General features: G+C 28.2%; 17 protein-coding genes. 7 read left to right on the top strand and 10 right to left on the bottom strand.

What is annotated here, in order from left to right; genetic code table 11:
- Positions 1-43 precede the first annotated feature (43 nt).
- The 3 genes from OD91_RS04880 to OD91_RS04870 are packed head-to-tail and all read right to left on the bottom strand — an operon-like array spanning position 44 to position 3,164.
- On the bottom strand, positions 44-754 hold the full coding sequence (locus OD91_RS04880; RefSeq protein ID WP_144895267.1) for a 16S rRNA (uracil(1498)-N(3))-methyltransferase: 711 nt from the start codon (positions 752-754) through the stop codon (positions 44-46).
- Entirely contained in the window at positions 754-1,872 is a 1,119-nt protein-coding gene (locus tag OD91_RS04875) for a GNAT family N-acetyltransferase (RefSeq protein WP_144895266.1), read from the bottom strand. Before OD91_RS04875 ends, OD91_RS04880 begins: the two co-directional genes overlap by 1 nt.
- A gap of 20 nt (positions 1,873-1,892) precedes the next feature.
- The gene (locus OD91_RS04870; RefSeq protein ID WP_144895265.1) at positions 1,893-3,164 is read right to left on the bottom strand and encodes a transporter; all 1,272 of its coding nucleotides are present in this window, start codon (positions 3,162-3,164) and stop codon (positions 1,893-1,895) included.
- 178 nt (positions 3,165-3,342) lie between these two features.
- Here OD91_RS04870 and OD91_RS04865 point away from each other — a divergent pair, with 178 nt between their 5' ends.
- Together OD91_RS04865 and OD91_RS04860 are read left to right on the top strand one after the other, a co-directional pair.
- Positions 3,343-3,597 (top strand): DUF4834 family protein, encoded by a 255-nt coding sequence (locus OD91_RS04865; protein ID WP_144895264.1) that lies wholly within the window; start codon positions 3,343-3,345, stop codon positions 3,595-3,597.
- A 2-nt stretch (positions 3,598-3,599) separates the two neighbouring features.
- On the top strand, positions 3,600-5,999 hold the full coding sequence (locus tag OD91_RS04860; protein WP_144895263.1) for a YfhO family protein: 2,400 nt from the start codon (positions 3,600-3,602) through the stop codon (positions 5,997-5,999).
- Here the strand turns inward: OD91_RS04860 and OD91_RS04855 are convergent.
- Positions 5,996-7,699, bottom strand: a complete 1,704-nt coding sequence (locus OD91_RS04855) for an AraC family transcriptional regulator (protein WP_144895262.1) — start codon at positions 7,697-7,699, stop codon at positions 5,996-5,998. The genes OD91_RS04860 and OD91_RS04855 overlap by 4 nt on opposite strands.
- A 291-nt stretch (positions 7,700-7,990) precedes the next feature.
- On the opposite strand from OD91_RS04855, the gene OD91_RS04850 reads away from it, so the two are divergent.
- Genes OD91_RS04850 through OD91_RS04830 form a run of 5 tightly spaced genes read left to right on the top strand, consistent with a single transcriptional unit; the run spans position 7,991 to position 13,568 of the window.
- Complete coding sequence (locus OD91_RS04850) at positions 7,991-8,521, top strand: methyltransferase (RefSeq protein ID WP_144895261.1); 531 nt, start codon at positions 7,991-7,993, stop codon at positions 8,519-8,521.
- Positions 8,518-9,708 (top strand): glycosyltransferase family 4 protein, encoded by a 1,191-nt coding sequence (locus OD91_RS04845; protein ID WP_144895260.1) that lies wholly within the window; start codon positions 8,518-8,520, stop codon positions 9,706-9,708. Before OD91_RS04850 ends, OD91_RS04845 begins: the two co-directional genes overlap by 4 nt.
- A complete protein-coding gene (locus OD91_RS04840) occupies positions 9,705-10,988 on the top strand; it encodes a glycosyltransferase family 4 protein (RefSeq protein WP_144895259.1) in 1,284 nt (427 codons plus the stop codon). Before OD91_RS04845 ends, OD91_RS04840 begins: the two co-directional genes overlap by 4 nt.
- Positions 10,985-12,073: a non-hydrolyzing UDP-N-acetylglucosamine 2-epimerase gene (wecB, locus tag OD91_RS04835; protein WP_144895258.1), complete on the top strand. Its 1,089-nt coding sequence runs from the start codon at positions 10,985-10,987 to the stop codon at positions 12,071-12,073. Before OD91_RS04840 ends, wecB begins: the two co-directional genes overlap by 4 nt.
- Position 12,074: 1 nt before the next feature.
- Entirely contained in the window at positions 12,075-13,568 is a 1,494-nt protein-coding gene (locus OD91_RS04830) for a lipopolysaccharide biosynthesis protein (RefSeq protein WP_144895257.1), read from the top strand.
- On the opposite strand, the gene OD91_RS04825 is transcribed toward OD91_RS04830, so the two are convergent.
- From OD91_RS04825 to OD91_RS04800, 6 genes are all read right to left on the bottom strand, one after another.
- Positions 13,563-13,871, bottom strand: coding sequence for a DUF6122 family protein (locus OD91_RS04825; protein WP_144895256.1), 309 nt, complete (start codon positions 13,869-13,871; stop codon positions 13,563-13,565). The genes OD91_RS04830 and OD91_RS04825 overlap by 6 nt on opposite strands.
- Positions 13,872-14,011: 140 nt before the next feature.
- Positions 14,012-14,587, bottom strand: a complete 576-nt coding sequence (locus OD91_RS04820; RefSeq protein WP_144895255.1) for a Crp/Fnr family transcriptional regulator — start codon at positions 14,585-14,587, stop codon at positions 14,012-14,014.
- Positions 14,588-14,632: 45 nt separating this feature from the next.
- Positions 14,633-15,226, bottom strand: coding sequence for a WbqC family protein (locus tag OD91_RS04815; RefSeq protein WP_144895254.1), 594 nt, complete (start codon positions 15,224-15,226; stop codon positions 14,633-14,635).
- Between the two features lie 3 nt (positions 15,227-15,229).
- Positions 15,230-16,960, bottom strand: a complete 1,731-nt coding sequence (lepB, locus tag OD91_RS04810; RefSeq protein WP_144895253.1) for a signal peptidase I — start codon at positions 16,958-16,960, stop codon at positions 15,230-15,232.
- 83 nt (positions 16,961-17,043) lie between these two features.
- Positions 17,044-17,745, bottom strand: a complete 702-nt coding sequence (gene dapB / locus OD91_RS04805) for a 4-hydroxy-tetrahydrodipicolinate reductase (RefSeq protein ID WP_144895252.1) — start codon at positions 17,743-17,745, stop codon at positions 17,044-17,046.
- A gap of 1 nt (position 17,746) precedes the next feature.
- Positions 17,747-18,337, bottom strand: a complete 591-nt coding sequence (locus OD91_RS04800) for a DUF5683 domain-containing protein (RefSeq protein WP_144895251.1) — start codon at positions 18,335-18,337, stop codon at positions 17,747-17,749.

Genomic DNA, 18,337 nt, shown 5'->3' with positions numbered 1-18,337 from the left:
GTATTACTTATAAGTGATACTTTTTCTTGTTTAGATTAAATCATTAAACTTGGTGTGAAAATGCTATATTTTGAACTGCAACTAAAGCAGCAGTTTCTGTTCTAAGTCTACTAGATCCTAATGTTATTGGGGTAATTTTTTTTGATAATGCTTTAGAAATCTCTTGAGGAGAGAAGTCGCCTTCTGGACCGATAAGAATTGTGATTTTAGTATCTTTTATTACAATACTTTTTAATGTGTCTTTTTTGCCTTCTTCACAATGTGCTATTAAAAATTGATGATCTATTTCTTGATTTATAAAATCTGAAAATTTGATTTTATCATTCAATTTTGGAAGCTGAAACTTTAACGATTGCTTCATTGCTGATAGCACTACTTTTTTTAAACGTTCTTTTTTAACAGTTCTTCTTTCTGAATTCTGACAAATTATTGGTGTAATTTCATCTATACCAATTTCTGTTGCTTTTTCTAAAAACCATTCTAATCGGTCGTTATTTTTTGTTGGAGCAATGGCAATATGTAAATAATAGTTCCATGGTTTTAGTTTTTCTTCAAAATCAACAATTCTTGCAATACATTTTTTATCGCTAGCAATAGTAATTTCAGCATTAAAAAGAATTCCTTTACCGTTAGTAATAGTTAAAATATCTTGTTCTTTTTTACGTAGTACTTTTACAATATGTCTACTTTCAACTTTATCAAAAGTTATTTGAGTTGTTTCTTTAGAGATGTCTTTATTGTAAAATAACTGCATTATAAATCTAATCTGTAAGTTCGTCTTCTTTTATGAATAGTTGGATTAAAATTCTCCCATAATTTTCTAATCGCTTCATTATCTTCTAATTCAGGAGTTCTAATGCAATTTTCTATGCCTAACGGCGCAAATGTTTTTGTGTACTGATCAAAAATAATGGCTGTAACCCCTTTGTTTTGATATTCCGGATCTACACCAATTAAGTAAAAAGTAACATCCTTAGCATGTTTTCTAGCTTTTAATAAATGAAAGATTCCGAACGGAAATAATTTTCCTTTCATTTTTTGTAAAGCTTCAGAAAAAGAAGGCATAACAATAGCAAAAGCTACCAACTTGTTTTCCTTGTCAACAACAAATTTTATATATTCTGGATTGATAAAACTGATATATTTCTTTTTAAAATAAGCAATTTGTTCATCAGAAATTGGAACAAAAGTTGAGAGTTTAGAATATGCTTTGCTAAAAACTTCAAACATTTCATCTATATAAGGTAAAATGTCTTTTGTTTTTGTGAAATCTAATGCTTTCAATTGAAATCTTTTTTTAATTAGAGTACTAATTCTATCAAAATAAACACCATCAACATTTTTAAATTTAAACTTATTCTCTAAATATTCTTTTTCTTTTACAAATCCTAATTGCTCTAAATGATCTTTGTAATACGGATGATTATACCAAGTGATCATAGTTCCAAGATGATCAAATCCGTCAATTAATACACCTGTTTTGTCTAAATTATTAAACCCGATAGGTCCTTCAATATATTCAAGGTTATTTTGTTTACCAATTTCTTTAACTTTTTCAAGTAAAACTTTAGTGACTTCTATATCATCGATTACATCAAACCAACCAAAACGCATTTTTTTAATCTGCTGCTTTTCTACTTCATACCAGTTAATAATTGCCACAATTCTACCTGCAATTTTATTGTTCTGGTATGCTAGAAAGAATTGAGCTGATGCGTTTTTAAATACGGGGTTTTTAGTAGCGTCAAAGTTATTTACTTCATCTTTAATTATTGGAGGAACCCAATATTTATTGTCTTTATATAAAGAAAAAGGAAACGTAACAAATTGTTTCATTTCCTTTTTGGTTGTTATTTCTTTTAGCGTAATCATACTATACAAATGTAAGATTTCTAATTGTTATCTTTTTTATTCTTTTTTAATTCTTCTTCTAACTCTTTTATTTCTCTTTCTAATTTTTCAAGCTCTGTTTCAACTTTTTTCTTCTTGCCTTTCTTTTTATCTTTCTTCTTTTTCTTTTTTGATGTTTTATCGCCTTCTTTTTTATCTTTTTTTCCACCAAAGATACCTAAGAACCCTTTTTTCTTTTTACCGCCATCTTTACTAAGTGCTGATTTTTTCCTTGTTCTTTTTGGTCTAGTTCTTCTAGGTGTAGCTGTTTCGTCTATAGTTTCTTCTACATCAACTTCATTTTTAGTTTTAGTCTTTTTCTTCTTTTTACCTTTAAAAATGTTTAAAATCTTATTAAAGAATCCTTTCTTTTTATAGTTTACATTTTCATCAGAAGTTAATAGATCAAATTCACTAGCTTCTTTTTTTAATTTATCTAAATGCCTGTCAATTCTATATGAAACACCTATACCAGTATAAAAACCTGTTGCTTCTCCTTCAAAAAGTAATCTAGCTGAAGTGTTTATTTGAAAATTTCTGTGGTATAAATAAGCAAACCCTGCTCCAAAATTTGTTCCGTTTTGTATTTTGTTAACATAGGTCTGACTTTCTAAAAACATAGACCATCGTAAATTAAAATTATAAGTACTTGATATTAAAAAAGAAAATTCGGAAGCATCAGTTCCAATTTTATCATAAAAAATATTTGTTATCACATTTAATTCTGATGTGAGATTATTTTGAAGTAAAATACCCGCTCTCGGACTTAAATTTCCATCAAAGTGTAAACCATTAGTTACATGCATACCTGCATATACACCAACATTTGGTATTAATCGTTTCCAATCAAAAGCAAAACGTTTTTTCCAGCTCCGTATTTCCTTCGATTTATCAATATATTTTTGTTCATAGACTAAATATTTTGCTCCGATTAGTGCTTTTCCTAAACCTGATTTATAATAATGTGATTGAAAAATATTTTTGAATGCTACTTTATCTTGTTGAATCGAAAAATCTGCAATAAACTCCAATTTATCAGTTAAATAACTTGTTCTAAATGATAGATCTAACCCTAAAGATTGTGGTTGAGAAAACGTAGGTTCTATACTTGTGTTTCTGAAGAATAAATTTGATTCTAATTGATAAACACCACCGCCAACACTATACGGGCTTTCGGAAAACCCTGGGTTATTTGAGTTTATAATGCTTGTATATTGTGCAAATGAAACTGAGCAAAAAGCTAAAAAAAAGAATACTAAAAGTTTCAGTTTCATATTAATTCTAATAGGGTAAGCGTTCGTTTTTATCGCCTAAAGACAAACATACTGTAAAAATGCCACTCTCCAATTGCAAACAAATAGTTTTTTGTTGGTATAATTTTATAAATACTTAACGTTTCTATTCGTTGCAAATTGTTACTTTTGATTAAATTTTTATAGAGTAACTTTACGTATGGGTTTATTAAAAACAATTGCTTTTCTATTATTGTTTTATTATGCTTTTAAATTTTTGGCTAGATTATTTGCGCCATTTTTAATGAAGAAAGTAGTGAATAAAATGCAAGAAAAAGCATCGCAACAAAATCAAAATCAGCAGAGAAAATCAACGGTAAAGGAAGGTGAGACGGTAATTGATACATCTACTGTTAAAAAGCAACAAGGAAATAATAAAGTTGGTGAATATGTAGATTTTGAAGAAATAGAATAGTTATGAAATTAAAAAAATGGCATCCTTATTTAATTGCAGTTTTAATCTTCTCAATTGCTTCTGTACTTTATTTTAGTCCAGTTTTACAGGGTAAACAAATTAAACAAGGTGATATTACCCAATTTATTGGGATGTCTAAAGAGATTGTAGATTTTAGAGCCCAAAATAAAACCGAACCTTATTGGACAGGAAGTGCTTTTAGTGGAATGCCAGCATATCAACTGAGTGCTTATTTTCCTAATGATTTTGTTAGATATGTAGATAAAGGTTTACGTTTCTTACCCAGGCCAGCAGATTATGTTTTTCTATATTTTTTAAGTTTTTTCATATTATTAACGGCTTTAAAAGTTGAATGGAAGTTGGCTATTTTAGGAGCTTTAGCCTTTGGCTTTTCTACCTATTTGATTATCATTTTTGGACCTGGACATAATGCAAAAGCGCATGCAATTGGATATATTCCGTTAGTTATTGCTGGTGTTTTATGGATTTATCAGAAAAGATATTTACTCGGTTTTATTGTTACGGGTATTGCTATGTCGTTGGAGATTTATGCAAATCATCCGCAGATGACGTATTATATGGGGTTTGCCATATTGATTTTAGGATTGATAGAATTTTATAAATCAATAAAAGAAAAAACAATTCCAGAATTTGCAAAACAAGTTGGTTTAATCGTTTTAGCATTGTTATTAGGAATCGCTACAAACTCAACAAGATTACTAACCATGAAGGAATATGCAGATGTTAGTACACGTGGTAAATCTGAATTAACTATCAGTGAAAGTGGAACAGAAAAAGCACAAACATCAGGTTTAGATAAAGCATATATTACACAATTTAGCTATGGAATTCAGGAAACATTCAATTTGTTTGTTCCTAGATATATGGGCGGAGGAACAGTTGAAGAGTTAGGGAAGGATACTGATTTTTATAAAGTAGTAGAAAGTAAAGTTGGAAAAAGAGGAGCAGATTATTATTCTAAACAGGCATTAACCTATTGGGGAGAACAACCAATTGTTGAAGCTCCTGCTTATATTGGTGCTGTAATTTTCTTCTTATTCTTTTTAGGTGTTTTTTTAGTAAAAGGAAGATTAAAATATTGGTTGATTGCAACCACTATTTTTTCAATTTTATTGAGTTGGGGTAAAAATTTTCCAATTCTAACAAATTTATTTATTGACTATTTCCCTTTGTATAATAAATTTAGAGCGGTTTCATCTATTCAAGTTATTGCAGAATTTTGTGTACCCTTATTAGCAATTTTAGGTCTGAAAGAATTTTTCTCTAAAGAGCATTCATCAGAAATAAAAATTGATGCATTAAAAAAAGCAATCTATACTTTTGGAGGTTTAGTTATTGTTGGATTGTTATATGCATTTGCTTCTTCAACCTTTGAAGGAATCCGAGATGATAATTATACTCAAATCCCAGGTTTGGTTGATGCTATTATTTCAGAAAGAAAATCATTATTATTTAAAGACAGTTTACGATCGTTAATTTTAGGAGGAATTTCCTTTGCTGCATTATGGTTCTTCTTAAAAAACAAGTTAAAATATAATCAAGTAATTATTGGAATAGGAATATTAATTCTTTTTGATTTAGTTTCAGTGAACCTTAGATATGTAAATCATGAAGATTTTGTTTCACCAAGAAAAGTTAGGAAACCTTTTACTGCAAGTAATGTTGATAAGGAAATTTTAAAAGATAAAACGCATTATCGAGTAGCTAATTTTACTGGAAATCCTATGGAAGATGGTAGAACTTCTTATTTTCATAAATCAATAGGAGGATATCATGCTGCTAAAATGGGTCGGTATCAAGATTTATTTGATTATCAAATAGCCAAGAATAATATTGAAGTGTTAAATATGTTAAACACAAAGTATTTTATTTTAGGTGGAAAAGAAGGAGACCAGGTTCAAGTAAATCCTAATGCAAACGGAAATGCTTGGTTTGTTAATACACTGATTCCTGTGCAAAACGCAAATGAAGAAATTAAAGGATTAGATTCTTTAAAAACTAAGCACAGTGCGATTATTAATAGTAATGATAATATAAAACAACGTGTTTTCGAAAAAGATTCTACTGCAACCATTGATTTAGTTGCTTATAAAACCAATCATCTAACATATAAATCGAAGACACTGAAAGAACAATTTGCTGTGTTTTCTGAAATCTATTATAAGAATGGATGGAATGCATATGTAGATGGAAAATTAACGCCCCATTTTAATGTGAATTATGTGTTACGAGGAATGATAATTCCAAAAGGTGATCATACAATTGAATTCAAATTTGAACCAACAATTATTCAAAAAGGAAATTTGATAACATTAACCTCTTATGCTTTGTTATTGTTAATTCCACTAGGGTGGTTTTTGTATGAGAAAAAGAAACGTTAGTTAGTGTCGTTTTCTAATGACTTTATATATTCTGAAGGTGTAACCCCTTTGTAAATTTTAAAGACTCTAGTAAAAGCAGAAGCATTTGTATAGCCAATTTCTTGAGCAAGTGCTTTAATTGTATAATTCCTAAAGTTCTTGTCTTCTTTTAATTGATTGATTAAATAGTTAATTCTAACTTCTGTTAAATACTGTGTAAACGATTGATTTTTAGCCTTGTTAACTATGTAGGAAATATAAGTCTTATTAGTGTTCAGTTTTTTTGCAAGCATGTTTATCGAAAAATCAGTTTTAAGAAAGTCTTTAGAAGTTTCTAGTTCTTTTAGGCTTTGTAAAATTTCATCTTCCAGTTTTTTATCAATGTTATATTCTTTTTTTGGTGTAGATTCTTTTTTATCTAATTGTTTGTTCATTTCAATAATTCTAAGAGAAGATTTTTTAGCTTTATTTATAAAAAATAGCATTAAAATAATTAACAGAATTCCTAAAATTAGAATGGTTAAAACGAACGAATTTTGGTTTTTATTTTCGCTTTTTAAAATTGCTTGATTTAATTCAGTTGCTTTTTTAAAATCATATAAATAATGAGGTTGATTTACTTTGTTTTTTCTTTTATTTATATAGTTTAATTCTTTTAAAGTAAGTTTAGAGTACTTAAAAGCACTGTCTATTTTATTGTCTTCAAAATATAGATTTGTTAGTATGTCATATATTGAATGAACATATGTTTGGTAATAGTTGCTTTTTATAAAGCCTTTTAAATAATTATTTGAAAATAGAAAAGCTGAATCTTTTCTGTTTAGTTTGTAGAAACTAACAGCTTTTAAATAATTAATTTTTTGTGTAGTATTATATTCTTTAGCGTTTTTAGAATATTTATTAGTTAAAGAAATCGCTTCATAAAATTTTTCTTTTTTAATTAAGACTTCAGCTTCTTTTAATTGGTATAAAGTTTCAGAATTTTTATGTGGAGGTGTAAATTCTTTTGCAAATTGATACGCTTTATTAAAATAGAAACTTGCAGAATCTAACATTGTAGTATTGTTGTTTTCTCTAGAGTTTAAATAAGTTTCTCCTATCAAATTATTAAAACTAGTATGATTTAGAATTTTTGAGTAATGAACTTGTTCTTTTTCATTATTCTTAAAGAATAGTTTATAATCACTTAAAGATTTTTTTAATATAGTCCTTGCTTCTAAATTATAGCCTAGAATCATTTTGATTAATGCAATTTGCATTTTAATATTTATCCTATTAGTAAAATAGTATTCCTTTAGTTCTTTTAATGTTTTTAAGACTTCTTCTGCTTCTAATAAATAATTAAAAGCTTCTGCATAATCATTCTGATTCTTTTTTATCCAAAAAAGTCTGTTTAAAATTTGAATTTTTAATATTCTAAAGCAAATAGGTTTTTGATCATTTAATTCTTCTAATATATCCTTTGCCTTTTTTTCAGATAAATGATAATTTGAAGTTAGATATATAGAATATACTTCATTAATTTCCCCTCTAATTGATAAACATTTATCACTTGATTTTTGAAGTCTTCTACTATAAAATAATAAGCTGTCATTATTCGACCCTTTAAATAATTCTATTTTTTCAATATTAAAATCATCTATTTTTTTTGTTTGACTTTTAGTTGAAAAGGGAATAATTCCAAAAAAGAATATAAAAATAAATGACTTCTTAAGCTTCATTAAATTATTTATGAATTATGTCTATCTACTACAAGTATAACCATTCTATATTGAACTAATTGATTATTTTTTTGATAATTTGAATTGTGCTTTTTATAAAAAGCCTAATACTCTTCTTGTGTAAGGTTTCTATTTAAAGTAATTTTGATGTAGCTAGAAAATAGATAAACTTATTTGAAAAAGAAGTAGAAAAAAAAGAGAACCTTATAAGGTTCTCTTTTTAATTTATATAAGTTTTTTAAATATAAACATAAGTTTTTGGTAAATTTACTTTTTATAAAAAAAGAGTACATGACTATTGCTGGAAAACATCATAACAGAAGATTTGAACATACTATTAATTTTCTGCAAAAAGTAGTTCCAGCTCCAGCAACTATTTTAGACTTAGGCGAACGAAATTCTTTTAGTGAAATCATGGAATCTTATGGGTATACCGTTTATAATACAAAAGGAGAAGATTTAGATTTGCTGCCAGAAGTGGTAAAAGAATATAATGTTGACGCAGTAACAGCATTTGAGATTTTTGAACACTTAATAGCACCATTTAATGTGTTATGTGAAATTAATACTACAAAATTAGTAACTACAATTCCGCTTAATTTATGGTTTGCAAAAGCGTACAGAAGTAAAACTGATATGTGGGATAGACATTATCATGAATTTGAAGATTGGCAATTTGATTGGTTATTAGAAAAGTCTGGTTGGAAAATTAAAGAAACAAAAAAATGGACGAGTCCAATAAAAAAAATAGGATTTAGACCTATTTTAAGGATGTTTACTCCAAGATATTATGCTGTGTATTCCGAAAAGATAGATAGATGAGAATTGGAATGATTCTAGACTCAACGTTTCCACCAGATCCAAGAGTGGAGAACGAGGCAATTTCTTTAATTCATGCTGGTCATCAAGTTTTTCTTTTTTGTCTGACGTATAAAAACCAAAAAAAAGAAGAACTTATTAACGGAATTCAAGTTAAAAGATATCAATCTAATAAACTTGAATATAAACTTTCTGCATTAGCATATACTGTCCCGTTCTATACTTTTATGATGTGTAAAAAGATAAAACATTTTATAGAAGTTAATAAAATTGAAGCCCTTCATATACACGATATTAGAATTGCCAAAGCTGTTTTTAAAGCAAATAAAAAGCACAAATTACCTGTAGTTTTAGATTTACACGATAATATGCCAGAAGTTATGAAGTTGTACCCACACCTTCAAAAATTTCCAGGAAAATATATTATTTCACCAAAAAAATGGAAAAAAAAAGAAAAGGAATTTATTAAAAAGGCAGATAAGATTATTTCTGTTTCACCAGAATTTATAGAAGATTTAACGAATAGAAATTCAGCAGAGAAAGATAAATTTGTTTTAGTTCCAAATACAATCAGAAAAGGATTTTATACTAATTATAAGCAAGACAAGAATGTTATTAATAAATACAAGAATAACTTTGTTGTTTTGTATTTAGGAGATACTCACTTAAGAAGAGGTTTGCAAACTGCAATTAGTGCTGTGGAAAATTTAAAAGATAGACTACCAAAAATAAAATTAGTAATTGTTGGTAAAAATACAACAGATCCAATTTTAAAAGAACAGGTAAAGAAATTAAATGTTGAAAGTTTTGTAGATTTTGAAGGATGGCAAGATGTTTCTCTTTTTCAATCGTATATTTTAGCCAGTGATATTTGCATTTCTCCTTTGCATAGAAATTTGCAACATGATGTAGCCTATGCAAATAAAATTTTTCAATATATGAGTTTAGGAAAACCACTTTTGGTAAGTGATGCTATTGCTCAAAAAAAACTTGTTGAAAAAGTGGATTCAGGTTTAGTTCACCAAGAAAAAAATGTAAAAGATTTTAGTGATAAAATCTTAGAACTATATAATAATGAAGAATTAAGAACTCGTTTAGGAGAAAACGGAAAGCATTTTATTGAAAATGAATTTTCTTGGGAACATACATCTAATAAGTTAATAGATTTATATACTACTTTAGCAACTTGAAAGCATTAATAATTACATATTATTGGCCACCTTCGGGAGGTTCTGGAGTGCAACGTTGGTTGAAGTTTGTGAAATATTTACAAGACTATAATATTGAACCAATCGTATATACTGTAGATAACCCTAGTTATGCAATAGTTGATAGTTCATTAGAGGAAGAAGTTCCTAAAAACATAACTATTTTAAAGAAATCGATAAAAGAACCAAATACTATTTTTTCTTTTTTTAAAAGTAATAAAGCAAAAACTAGTGCAGGATTTTTAGATTCAAAACCAACTTTTTTCGTAAAAATGTTGCAATATATTAGAGCAAACTATTTTATTCCCGATGCAAGAAAATTTTGGATAAAACCATCTATAAAGTATTTAAAAGAATATTTAACAGAGAATAAAGTCGATATAATTATTACTACTGGTCCACCGCATAGTTTACATTTAATTGGTTTACAAATAAAAAAAGACTTAGGTGTAAAATGGATTTCAGATTTTAGGGATCCGTGGACAGAAATTGATTATTTCCATCAACTTCCTTTAACTGAGAAATCAAAAAAGAAACATATATCTTTAGAAAAAGAGGTTATTAAAAACTCGGACGCTGTTTTAGTTGTTGGTAAAACTATGAAAGAGAATTTTTCTAGTTTATCAAATAATATTCATGTTGTTACTAACGGATTTGATGCTGAAATTGGTGATGAAAAGGTAAAAGTATCTTTGGGTAAACGATTTACTATTACACATGTTGGTCTAATGAATGCAGATAGAAATCCTTTTTTATTATGGAAAGTTCTGCAAGATATTTGTTTAGAAAATAAGGGTTTTCAAACAGATTTAGAAATTAAATTGATTGGAAAAATAGCTAATGAAGTAAAAGATGCTATAGCAGTTTTTGAAGATAATAATGTAAATGTAATAGATTACGTTTCGCATGATGAAGTAAAAAAACATCAACAATCATCACAAGTTTTATTACTAGCCATTAATAAAGTACCTAGTGCAAAAGGAATTATAACTGGTAAGATTTTCGAATATTTACAAGCAAAACGTCCTATCTTAGCAATTGGGCCAACGGATGGTGATGCAGCTGAAATTATTAATTCAACAAATACAGGAATTACGGTTGGTTATGAAGATAAAGAAGTTTTAAAAGAAACTATTCTTAAATTTTACAATGATTATAAGAATAATAAGTTATTGATTGTAGAAAGCGATATTAATAAATTTCATAGAAAAGAATTGACTAAAAAACTAGCAAATATTATTGTTGAAACCGTAAAAGGATGAAAAATAAAATTGTCACTATTTTAGGAGCAAGACCTCAATTTGTAAAAGCTGCTGTATTAAGTAGAATTATAAAAAAGTATGATGTTGTAAATGAAGTGATTGTTCATACGGGTCAACATTTTGATGCTAATATGAGTGCTGTTTTTTTTAATGAAATGCAGATTCCGAAACCAAATTACAATCTAGCAATTCATAGTTTATCTCATGGAGCTATGACTGGACAAATGCTAGAAAATATTGAAGAAATTCTTCTAAAAGAAAAACCAAATGCTGTAGTGGTGTATGGAGATACAAACTCAACAATTGCTGGTGCATTAGCTGCAAAAAAACTACACATTAAAGTTGTTCATATTGAGGCAGGCTTACGTTCTTTTAATAATAAGATGCCAGAAGAAATCAATAGAATTGTAACAGATAGAATTTCTGACTTGTTAAGTTGTCCGACAGATAATGCTATAGATAATTTAAAAAAGGAAGGTTTTTTAAATATGGATATCACTATAGAAAAACATGGAGATATCATGAAAGATGCAGTTGAATTTTATAAAAAAGTAGCTGCGCAAAAATCAACAATTATTGAAGAATTAGATTTAGTTGAAAACGAATTTGTTTTAGCGACCATTCATCGTCAAGAAAACACAGATGATGAACAAAATTTAAAAAATATTTTTGAAACATTAGAGAAGGTTCATCAAGAGAAACAAGTTGTTTTACCACTTCATCCAAGGACAAAGAAGCAATTAAGTAAGTACAATTTGTCGTCAAATATTACATTAATAGAGCCTGTTGGTTATTTTGATATGTTAACTTTATTATCTAATTGTAATATGGTAATAACCGATAGTGGTGGTTTGCAAAAAGAAGCGTTTTTTAATAAAAAACATTGTGTTATTGTTAGAGAAGAAACCGAATGGGTGGAGCTTGTAGATAATGGTTTTGCAAAAGTTGTAGCGTCTATTCCATCTAAAATTTTAGAAGCATTTCATCAATTTAAAAATTCATCAATAGATTTTAATATTGATTTATATGGTGATTATGTTGGAGAGAAAATTTATCAATCAATACTAAATTTAATCAAAGAATAAATTGGGAATTATATTTAAACAATCGTTTAAGAATTCGCTAATCATATATATAGCGTTTATTGTTGGGGGAATCAATACGCTATTTTTCTATCCAAGAATTTTAGAAAGTGAATATTATGGGTTGGTTGCTTATTTATTATCAGCATCAAATTTAATAATGCCAATTACTGCTTTAGGTGTCCATTATACAATCGTTAAATTCTTTTCTTCCTATAAAACTAAAGAAGAAAAAGACCGATTTTTATCTATTATTATATTTTTTCCTTTAGTCATTGCAATTCCTTTAGGGTATTTCTGGGATTATATGCATACATGGATTATGAGTAAGATTACGCCAGAAAATCAAATAATTGAAAGTTATACGTTGGTTATTTTTATAGTAGCAGTTTCTTGCGCATATTTCGAAGTTTTTTATGCTTGGTCTAAGGTGCAATTAAAATCGGTTTTTGGAAATGTTTTAAAAGAATTTTGGAATAGGGCAGTAGTCATGATTTTATTGTCAGCTGTTTTTTTTGATTTTATAACCAAACCAGAATTTATTTATTTTTTAACAGGAGCTTATGTAATAAGAGTTTTTGTGATGATGTTTTATGCGTTTAGTCTGTACTTTCCAAAATTTACTTTTAAGTTACCTGATAACTTCGGTGAAATAATAAGATATTCACTTTACATTATCTTGGCTGGGAGTGCTGGCGCAATTTTACTTGATATTGATAAAGTCATGATTCCAGGTAAGGAAACTATAGAGCAAGCAGCATATTATTCTGTAGCAGTTTTTATTGGTTCTTTTATTGAAGCACCAAGTAGAGCAATGACACAGATTTTACAGCCCTTAACTTCTATCACATTAAATGATAACGATCATAAAGAAGTAAATTCTTTATATAAAAAGAGCTCTATTAACTTATTGTTAGTTGGTGGGGTATTCTTTTTACTAGTGAATTGTGGTGTACACGAACTTTTTAAATTACTGCCAGAAAAAGGATATGCAGGAGGTGAATTAGTTGTGTTGATGATTTCTCTAGCGAAGTTATACAATATGTTTTTAGGTAATAACGGGGCTATAATTAGTAATTCTAAATTTTATAAAATATCACTACCTTTTGGTGTAGGTATGGCTTTAAGTGTATATTATCTAAATAAATGGTTATTTGGTGTTTATGGTACAGATGGATTAGCATTATCTACATTAATAACTATTTTTACTTTTAATACATTGAAATTACTATTTGTAAAAAGTAAATTTAATTTTTCACCTTTTACAGATAAAACCGTCATCATGCTTTGTGTTATAGCAAGCTTATTTGCAATGTTTTATTTCTGGAATTTTAGTTTTCCGTCAGTTAAAATTTTCTCTTTTGAAATTTCACCATTAATTAATTTGATGCTAAAAAGTATATTAATTCTTGTTTTATATGTTTTGTTAGTAGTTAAATTGAAAGTTTCTACTCAAATCAATTCTTTATTAGAGAGGTTTATCAAAATTAAGTCATAAGAAGCAGTCGATATAATCTGCTAACATATGTAGCAATAATCCAATCGCTATAATTCTAGTCTTTTTAAAGAATAATAAAACCCCATAAATTGATATGGCAATATAAGAGTGTAGTGGGTGAAATCCGATACTACATCTATTAGGATCAAAAATAGGAGTTGCTAATAAATGATCTAAATCTACAAGCATAGTTAGTATAAAAACTAAATAGATTTTTAACCAATGATCTTTATTAATTAGATATGCAATGAGTAATGGAGCAATAAAGTGAAGTCCATAATGAAGTAAGAATTTAATAGTCATAAAAAAAAAGGCCTACTTCAAAAGTAAACCTTTTTGTATTGCTTTGTGCAATTAATAAATATATATAGAGGGTTGTGGGGTTCTATAACCAAATATAAAAAATTATTTATATAAAATTCTATACATATGTTAATTGGAAGTTATTTTGAATTAATCTCTCTTCTAATTCTACTTAATTGAACTGCTGAAATGTTTAAATAAGATGCAATATGGTATTGCGGAATCAGCTTTTCAATAGTAGGTATTTCTTTTTTTAATTTTAAATACCTTTGAGTACCATCTAAAACAGATAATTCATAAATTTTAGCTTCTAGTAATATGAAAATTCGCTCCAAAACATTTGCATACATATTTGCAATCTCTTTGTCGTTTCTTATAAGTTTTTTTAAGTCTTTAAAATTAACAATATATAATTCGCATTCAGTTAGGCAATCGTAAGAAAGTGCCGAAGGTTTGTCTTGCACTAATGCACCTAATGCACCCGTTGCACAAATAGGGTTAAATAAGCTTCTAATATATTCTTTACCATTAGAGTCTGTATAATACGATCTAACAACTCCTCTTTTAAGTATAAATAATTCTTTAGGTATCTTACCAGCTTCGGCAAGAATTTCTTTATTAGAAAATTCTTTTAAAGTAGTTAATGCCAGAAATTTATCAAAAGATTCTTTTGGTAATTGATGAAAATTATTAATAAAGTTTTCTAAAGTTTTCATGTTAGGGGATAAAATTACTTTCGATATAAATCTAATGAAAATTTATTACAAATAACTTATTGCATTTGGTCCTTCCATAAAAAGTAAGTCTAACATTGATAAATTAGAGATATATCCATGCTTATCATCAAAAATTTGAATGTATTTTTTAGGATTGTTTGGTGTCTTTTGTTTTACTTCTGCCAAATAACGAAAATCATTTTCTGAATTTACTTTGTATTCGTTTGTTTTTTTGAATTCTGTTTCAAGTTGTAAAGCATCTTTTAAGAAAGAATAAGTATCAATATTTACATCTAACAAAAATTTATATTTTTTTGAGAATATCGGTAGTAAATCATCTTCGTAAAATTCAAAAAAAGGCGAACTTCTATAAGCGGTTTGTAATGATTTTAAATGTTGACTTTGCCAAGGGAAAGCGTTTTCAACTAAAGTATCTTTAGTTTTCTTTTTACCTTCTTTATTACTATGTTTTATTGGGATATTTAGAAGTTGTTTGCCGTTTGCTCCAAAAATATAACATCGATTTCTATAGGTTTGTTTTTGAAAATTATCTTCTATCTCAAAATTGATTGTATCAAATTTTAAAAGTTCCGAATACTGAGAGATTGGAGAAAAATATGTAGGAATAAAAAGCCCCAAAAACTATGATTCTTTTTTACGACTTCTATAAAAACTATATCCAAAATACAATCCTAATAACGCTAAGAAATGATAGAAATAAGATACTAATTTTCCACTACCGCCAACTGTTGTAAACATTCTATCCCAACGTATAGATTTTATTTTTGCCATAAAGTTAGGTGCATTTGCATCCCAACTAAACCAAACCAAAACAGGTTTCCCTACCACATGATCAAAAGGCACATAACCCCAATAACGAGCATCTAAAGAGTTGTGGCGATTATCACCCATCATCCAATAATAATCTTGTTTAAACGTGTAAGAATCTGCTTTTTGTCCATTTATGTAAATATCATCACCATTGATTTCTAAATCATTGTTCTCGTATCGTTTAATGATTTGTTCATACATTGGTAAAGTTGTATCATTAAGTTCGACAGTACTTCCTTTTTTAGGAATATAAATTGGGCCAAAATTATCTTGAGACCACGTTGTGTTTTTTATATTCGGAAATATTGCATCATCTTTTGCATGATTAATTTTTTCAATAGAAACTGTTTGCGAATAATTTTTTAAACGTGCTACTTCATCCTCAGTCATGTTGATGTTGATTTTAGTAGCAATCATCTCCATTTTTAAGCGTTGAGCTAGATTTGGAGCAACGCCACCTGCAACTTCAGTATACAAAGAATCAGAACCAATTTTGGTTAAGTTTGCGCCTGTACTAAAAGCTTTTTGAACCTTGGGATTATCCCAATACTCATTCAATATTTTATAAACGAATGTTCGTTCGTTTTTACGTAAAAATTTTGGGTATGTTCTGTTATCTATCGGTGTTTTAGAAGTATACGTATAGTAGAATTGTAATTTAGCTCTATCTGGTAATTCATTTTTCTTACCATTAATAAAAACATAACCATTTCTTAATTCTAATGTATCTCCTGCAATTCCAACACAACGTTTTACGTAGTTGGTTCTTTTATCGATAGGTTTATAGGTGAATTCTCCAGATGTATCTCCCCACATAGTTTTTAGACTATCTGCAGGCCAACTAAAAACAACAATATCATTACGCTTTATTTTTTGAAACCCTGGCAAACGCATATAAGGTAATTGAGGCTTCTTTAGATATGAACCAAAAGCTTTATTTAAAGAAATGCCTGTAAAAGGTACTGGTATAGAAGGAATTGTATCATGTACCATCGGTGCAGCAATAGTAGTCATTGGTACTCTTGCTCCATAATGAAACTTACTTACAAACAAATAATCACCAACTAACAATGTTTTTTCTAAAGATGAAGTTGGAATAGTATAAGGCTGCATAAAATACGTATGTACTAATGTTGCTGCTATAATTGCAAAAGCAATAGAGCTAACCCATTCACCAAAACTTGATCTTGGTTTTAAGCTTCGTTCATCATTATAAGTAGCGTCAGTTGCATAATTAATATAGAATATATAAAGTCCTAATGTTGCTATCACTAAAAATGAATCTATTCTTTTATAAAAGCCAAAAGTTCTGATAGTTTCAATCCAAACAACAGGAAACATTAACAAATTAACAACTGGAATAAATAATAGGATAATCCACCATTTTGGTCGTTTAATGATTTGCATTAGAACAATGCCATTGTAAATCGGTATTGCAGCTTCCCAAGCTTTTCTACCTGCTTTTATGTATAATTTCCAAGTTCCTAAAAAATGAACAACTTGTATAATTAGAAAAAATAGAAACCATTGTGTAAATGTCATAACTGTATTTTTATTTTATCGATTTTAAAACGATATCAAACTTAATTTTATTAGATGTAAAATTTCTAAAAATGTTACATTCTTTAACGGATGTTTAACACATCTCTCATAGAAAATACACCTTCTTTTCCCAAAATCCACTCAGCAGCAATAACAGCTCCTAAAGCAAACCCTTGTCTATTATGTGCTGTATGTTTAATGTCTATAGTATCTACTTCAGAAACATAAGAAACGGTATGTGTGCCTGGTATATCTGGAGTTCTAACGGCATTAATTGGAATATTTTCTGATGTTGCTTCACCTTCTAGAGACCAAGATTTTTTATCAGTATTCTCAATAACCCCTTCTGCTAATGTAATTGCTGTTCCGCTTGGTGCGTCTAATTTTTTTGTATGATGAATTTCTTCCATAGTTACATTATAACTATCTAAAGCGCTCATCATTTTTGCTAATTGATTATTCAATTCGAAAAAAATATTTACACCTAAACTATAATTAGATGCATAAATAAAAGCACCTTTGGTTTGCTTACAAACTTCTAAAGCTTCGTCATAGTTGTCTAACCAGCCAGTGGTTCCAGAAATCACTGGAACATTGTTGTTAAAACAATTTGTTATATTATTAAATGCAGCTGTTGGAACACTAAAATCGATTGCAACATCAGCCAAAGAAATATCAATAATGTCGTCTACATCTTTTTTGATAACAATTTCATGTCCGCGAGATAAAGCAATTTTTTCAATTTCTTTCCCCATTCTTCCGTAACCAAGTAAGGCTATTTTCATTTTAAAAAGAGTATTTTAATGTAAGTCCTACGGTAGGTGATTCTACTTTAAAAGGATCTGGTTGTATTGTTGGTTTTAATGAAATGTTATCACTGGTATTAAATTGTAATAAATGTGCGTTAACACTGGCTTCTACAATTTGTAATATGTAAATAATTATTCCTGATAATAATGATAAATCTCTATTTTGCCTAAGCTGACGTTGAGCACTTTCTAGTCCATCATCGGATAGTAATTTATTTCCGTCATCTAAAGTAAACTCATCTTTTAAACCATTTTGTCTAAGTTTAAAAGCGGTTCTGTACCTTTTGTAATCTGTGTCACTTGTAAGATAATAATAAGTTGGTATGGCTAAAGCTCCCCAAACAATTGGTGCTTTCCAGTATTTTTTATTATAAATCTGTCCACCACCAGGAAATACTGCAGAGAAAAATGCCGCTTTAGAAGGTGATAAAGGATTATATACTTTATCAGCAACTTTTAAATCACCTGATAATTTTACACCTTTTACGTTTAAAGAATCTTTTTGAGAATATAAAGTTGAGGTGAAAAATAGGATGCTTAATAACGCTATGAAGTTACGAGTGAACAA

The organism is Lutibacter sp. Hel_I_33_5 (assembly GCF_007827455.1).
Taxonomy (GTDB): domain Bacteria; phylum Bacteroidota; class Bacteroidia; order Flavobacteriales; family Flavobacteriaceae; genus Polaribacter.
Note: the sequence above shows the minus strand (reverse complement) of the source record. Positions and strands in the feature narration are given on the sequence as shown.

Bases quoted from the DNA above. Each gene is read 5' to 3' on its own strand.
- OD91_RS04850 (WP_144895261.1), top strand. From the start codon at position 7,991: ATGACTATTGCTGGAAAACATCATAACAGAAGATTTGAACATACTATT.
- lepB (WP_144895253.1), bottom strand. From the start codon at position 16,960: ATGACATTTACACAATGGTTTCTATTTTTTCTAATTATACAAGTTGTT.
- dapB (WP_144895252.1), bottom strand. From the start codon at position 17,745: ATGAAAATAGCCTTACTTGGTTACGGAAGAATGGGGAAAGAAATTGAA.
- OD91_RS04865 (WP_144895264.1), top strand. From the start codon at position 3,343: ATGGGTTTATTAAAAACAATTGCTTTTCTATTATTGTTTTATTATGCT.
- OD91_RS04845 (WP_144895260.1), top strand. From the start codon at position 8,518: ATGAGAATTGGAATGATTCTAGACTCAACGTTTCCACCAGATCCAAGA.
- OD91_RS04870 (WP_144895265.1), bottom strand. From the start codon at position 3,164: ATGAAACTGAAACTTTTAGTATTCTTTTTTTTAGCTTTTTGCTCAGTT.
- wecB (WP_144895258.1), top strand. From the start codon at position 10,985: ATGAAAAATAAAATTGTCACTATTTTAGGAGCAAGACCTCAATTTGTA.
- OD91_RS04825 (WP_144895256.1), bottom strand. From the start codon at position 13,871: ATGACTATTAAATTCTTACTTCATTATGGACTTCACTTTATTGCTCCA.
- OD91_RS04880 (WP_144895267.1), bottom strand. From the start codon at position 754: ATGCAGTTATTTTACAATAAAGACATCTCTAAAGAAACAACTCAAATA.
- OD91_RS04860 (WP_144895263.1), top strand. From the start codon at position 3,600: ATGAAATTAAAAAAATGGCATCCTTATTTAATTGCAGTTTTAATCTTC.
- OD91_RS04855 (WP_144895262.1), bottom strand. From the start codon at position 7,699: ATGAAGCTTAAGAAGTCATTTATTTTTATATTCTTTTTTGGAATTATT.
- OD91_RS04820 (WP_144895255.1), bottom strand. From the start codon at position 14,587: ATGAAAACTTTAGAAAACTTTATTAATAATTTTCATCAATTACCAAAA.
- OD91_RS04875 (WP_144895266.1), bottom strand. From the start codon at position 1,872: ATGATTACGCTAAAAGAAATAACAACCAAAAAGGAAATGAAACAATTT.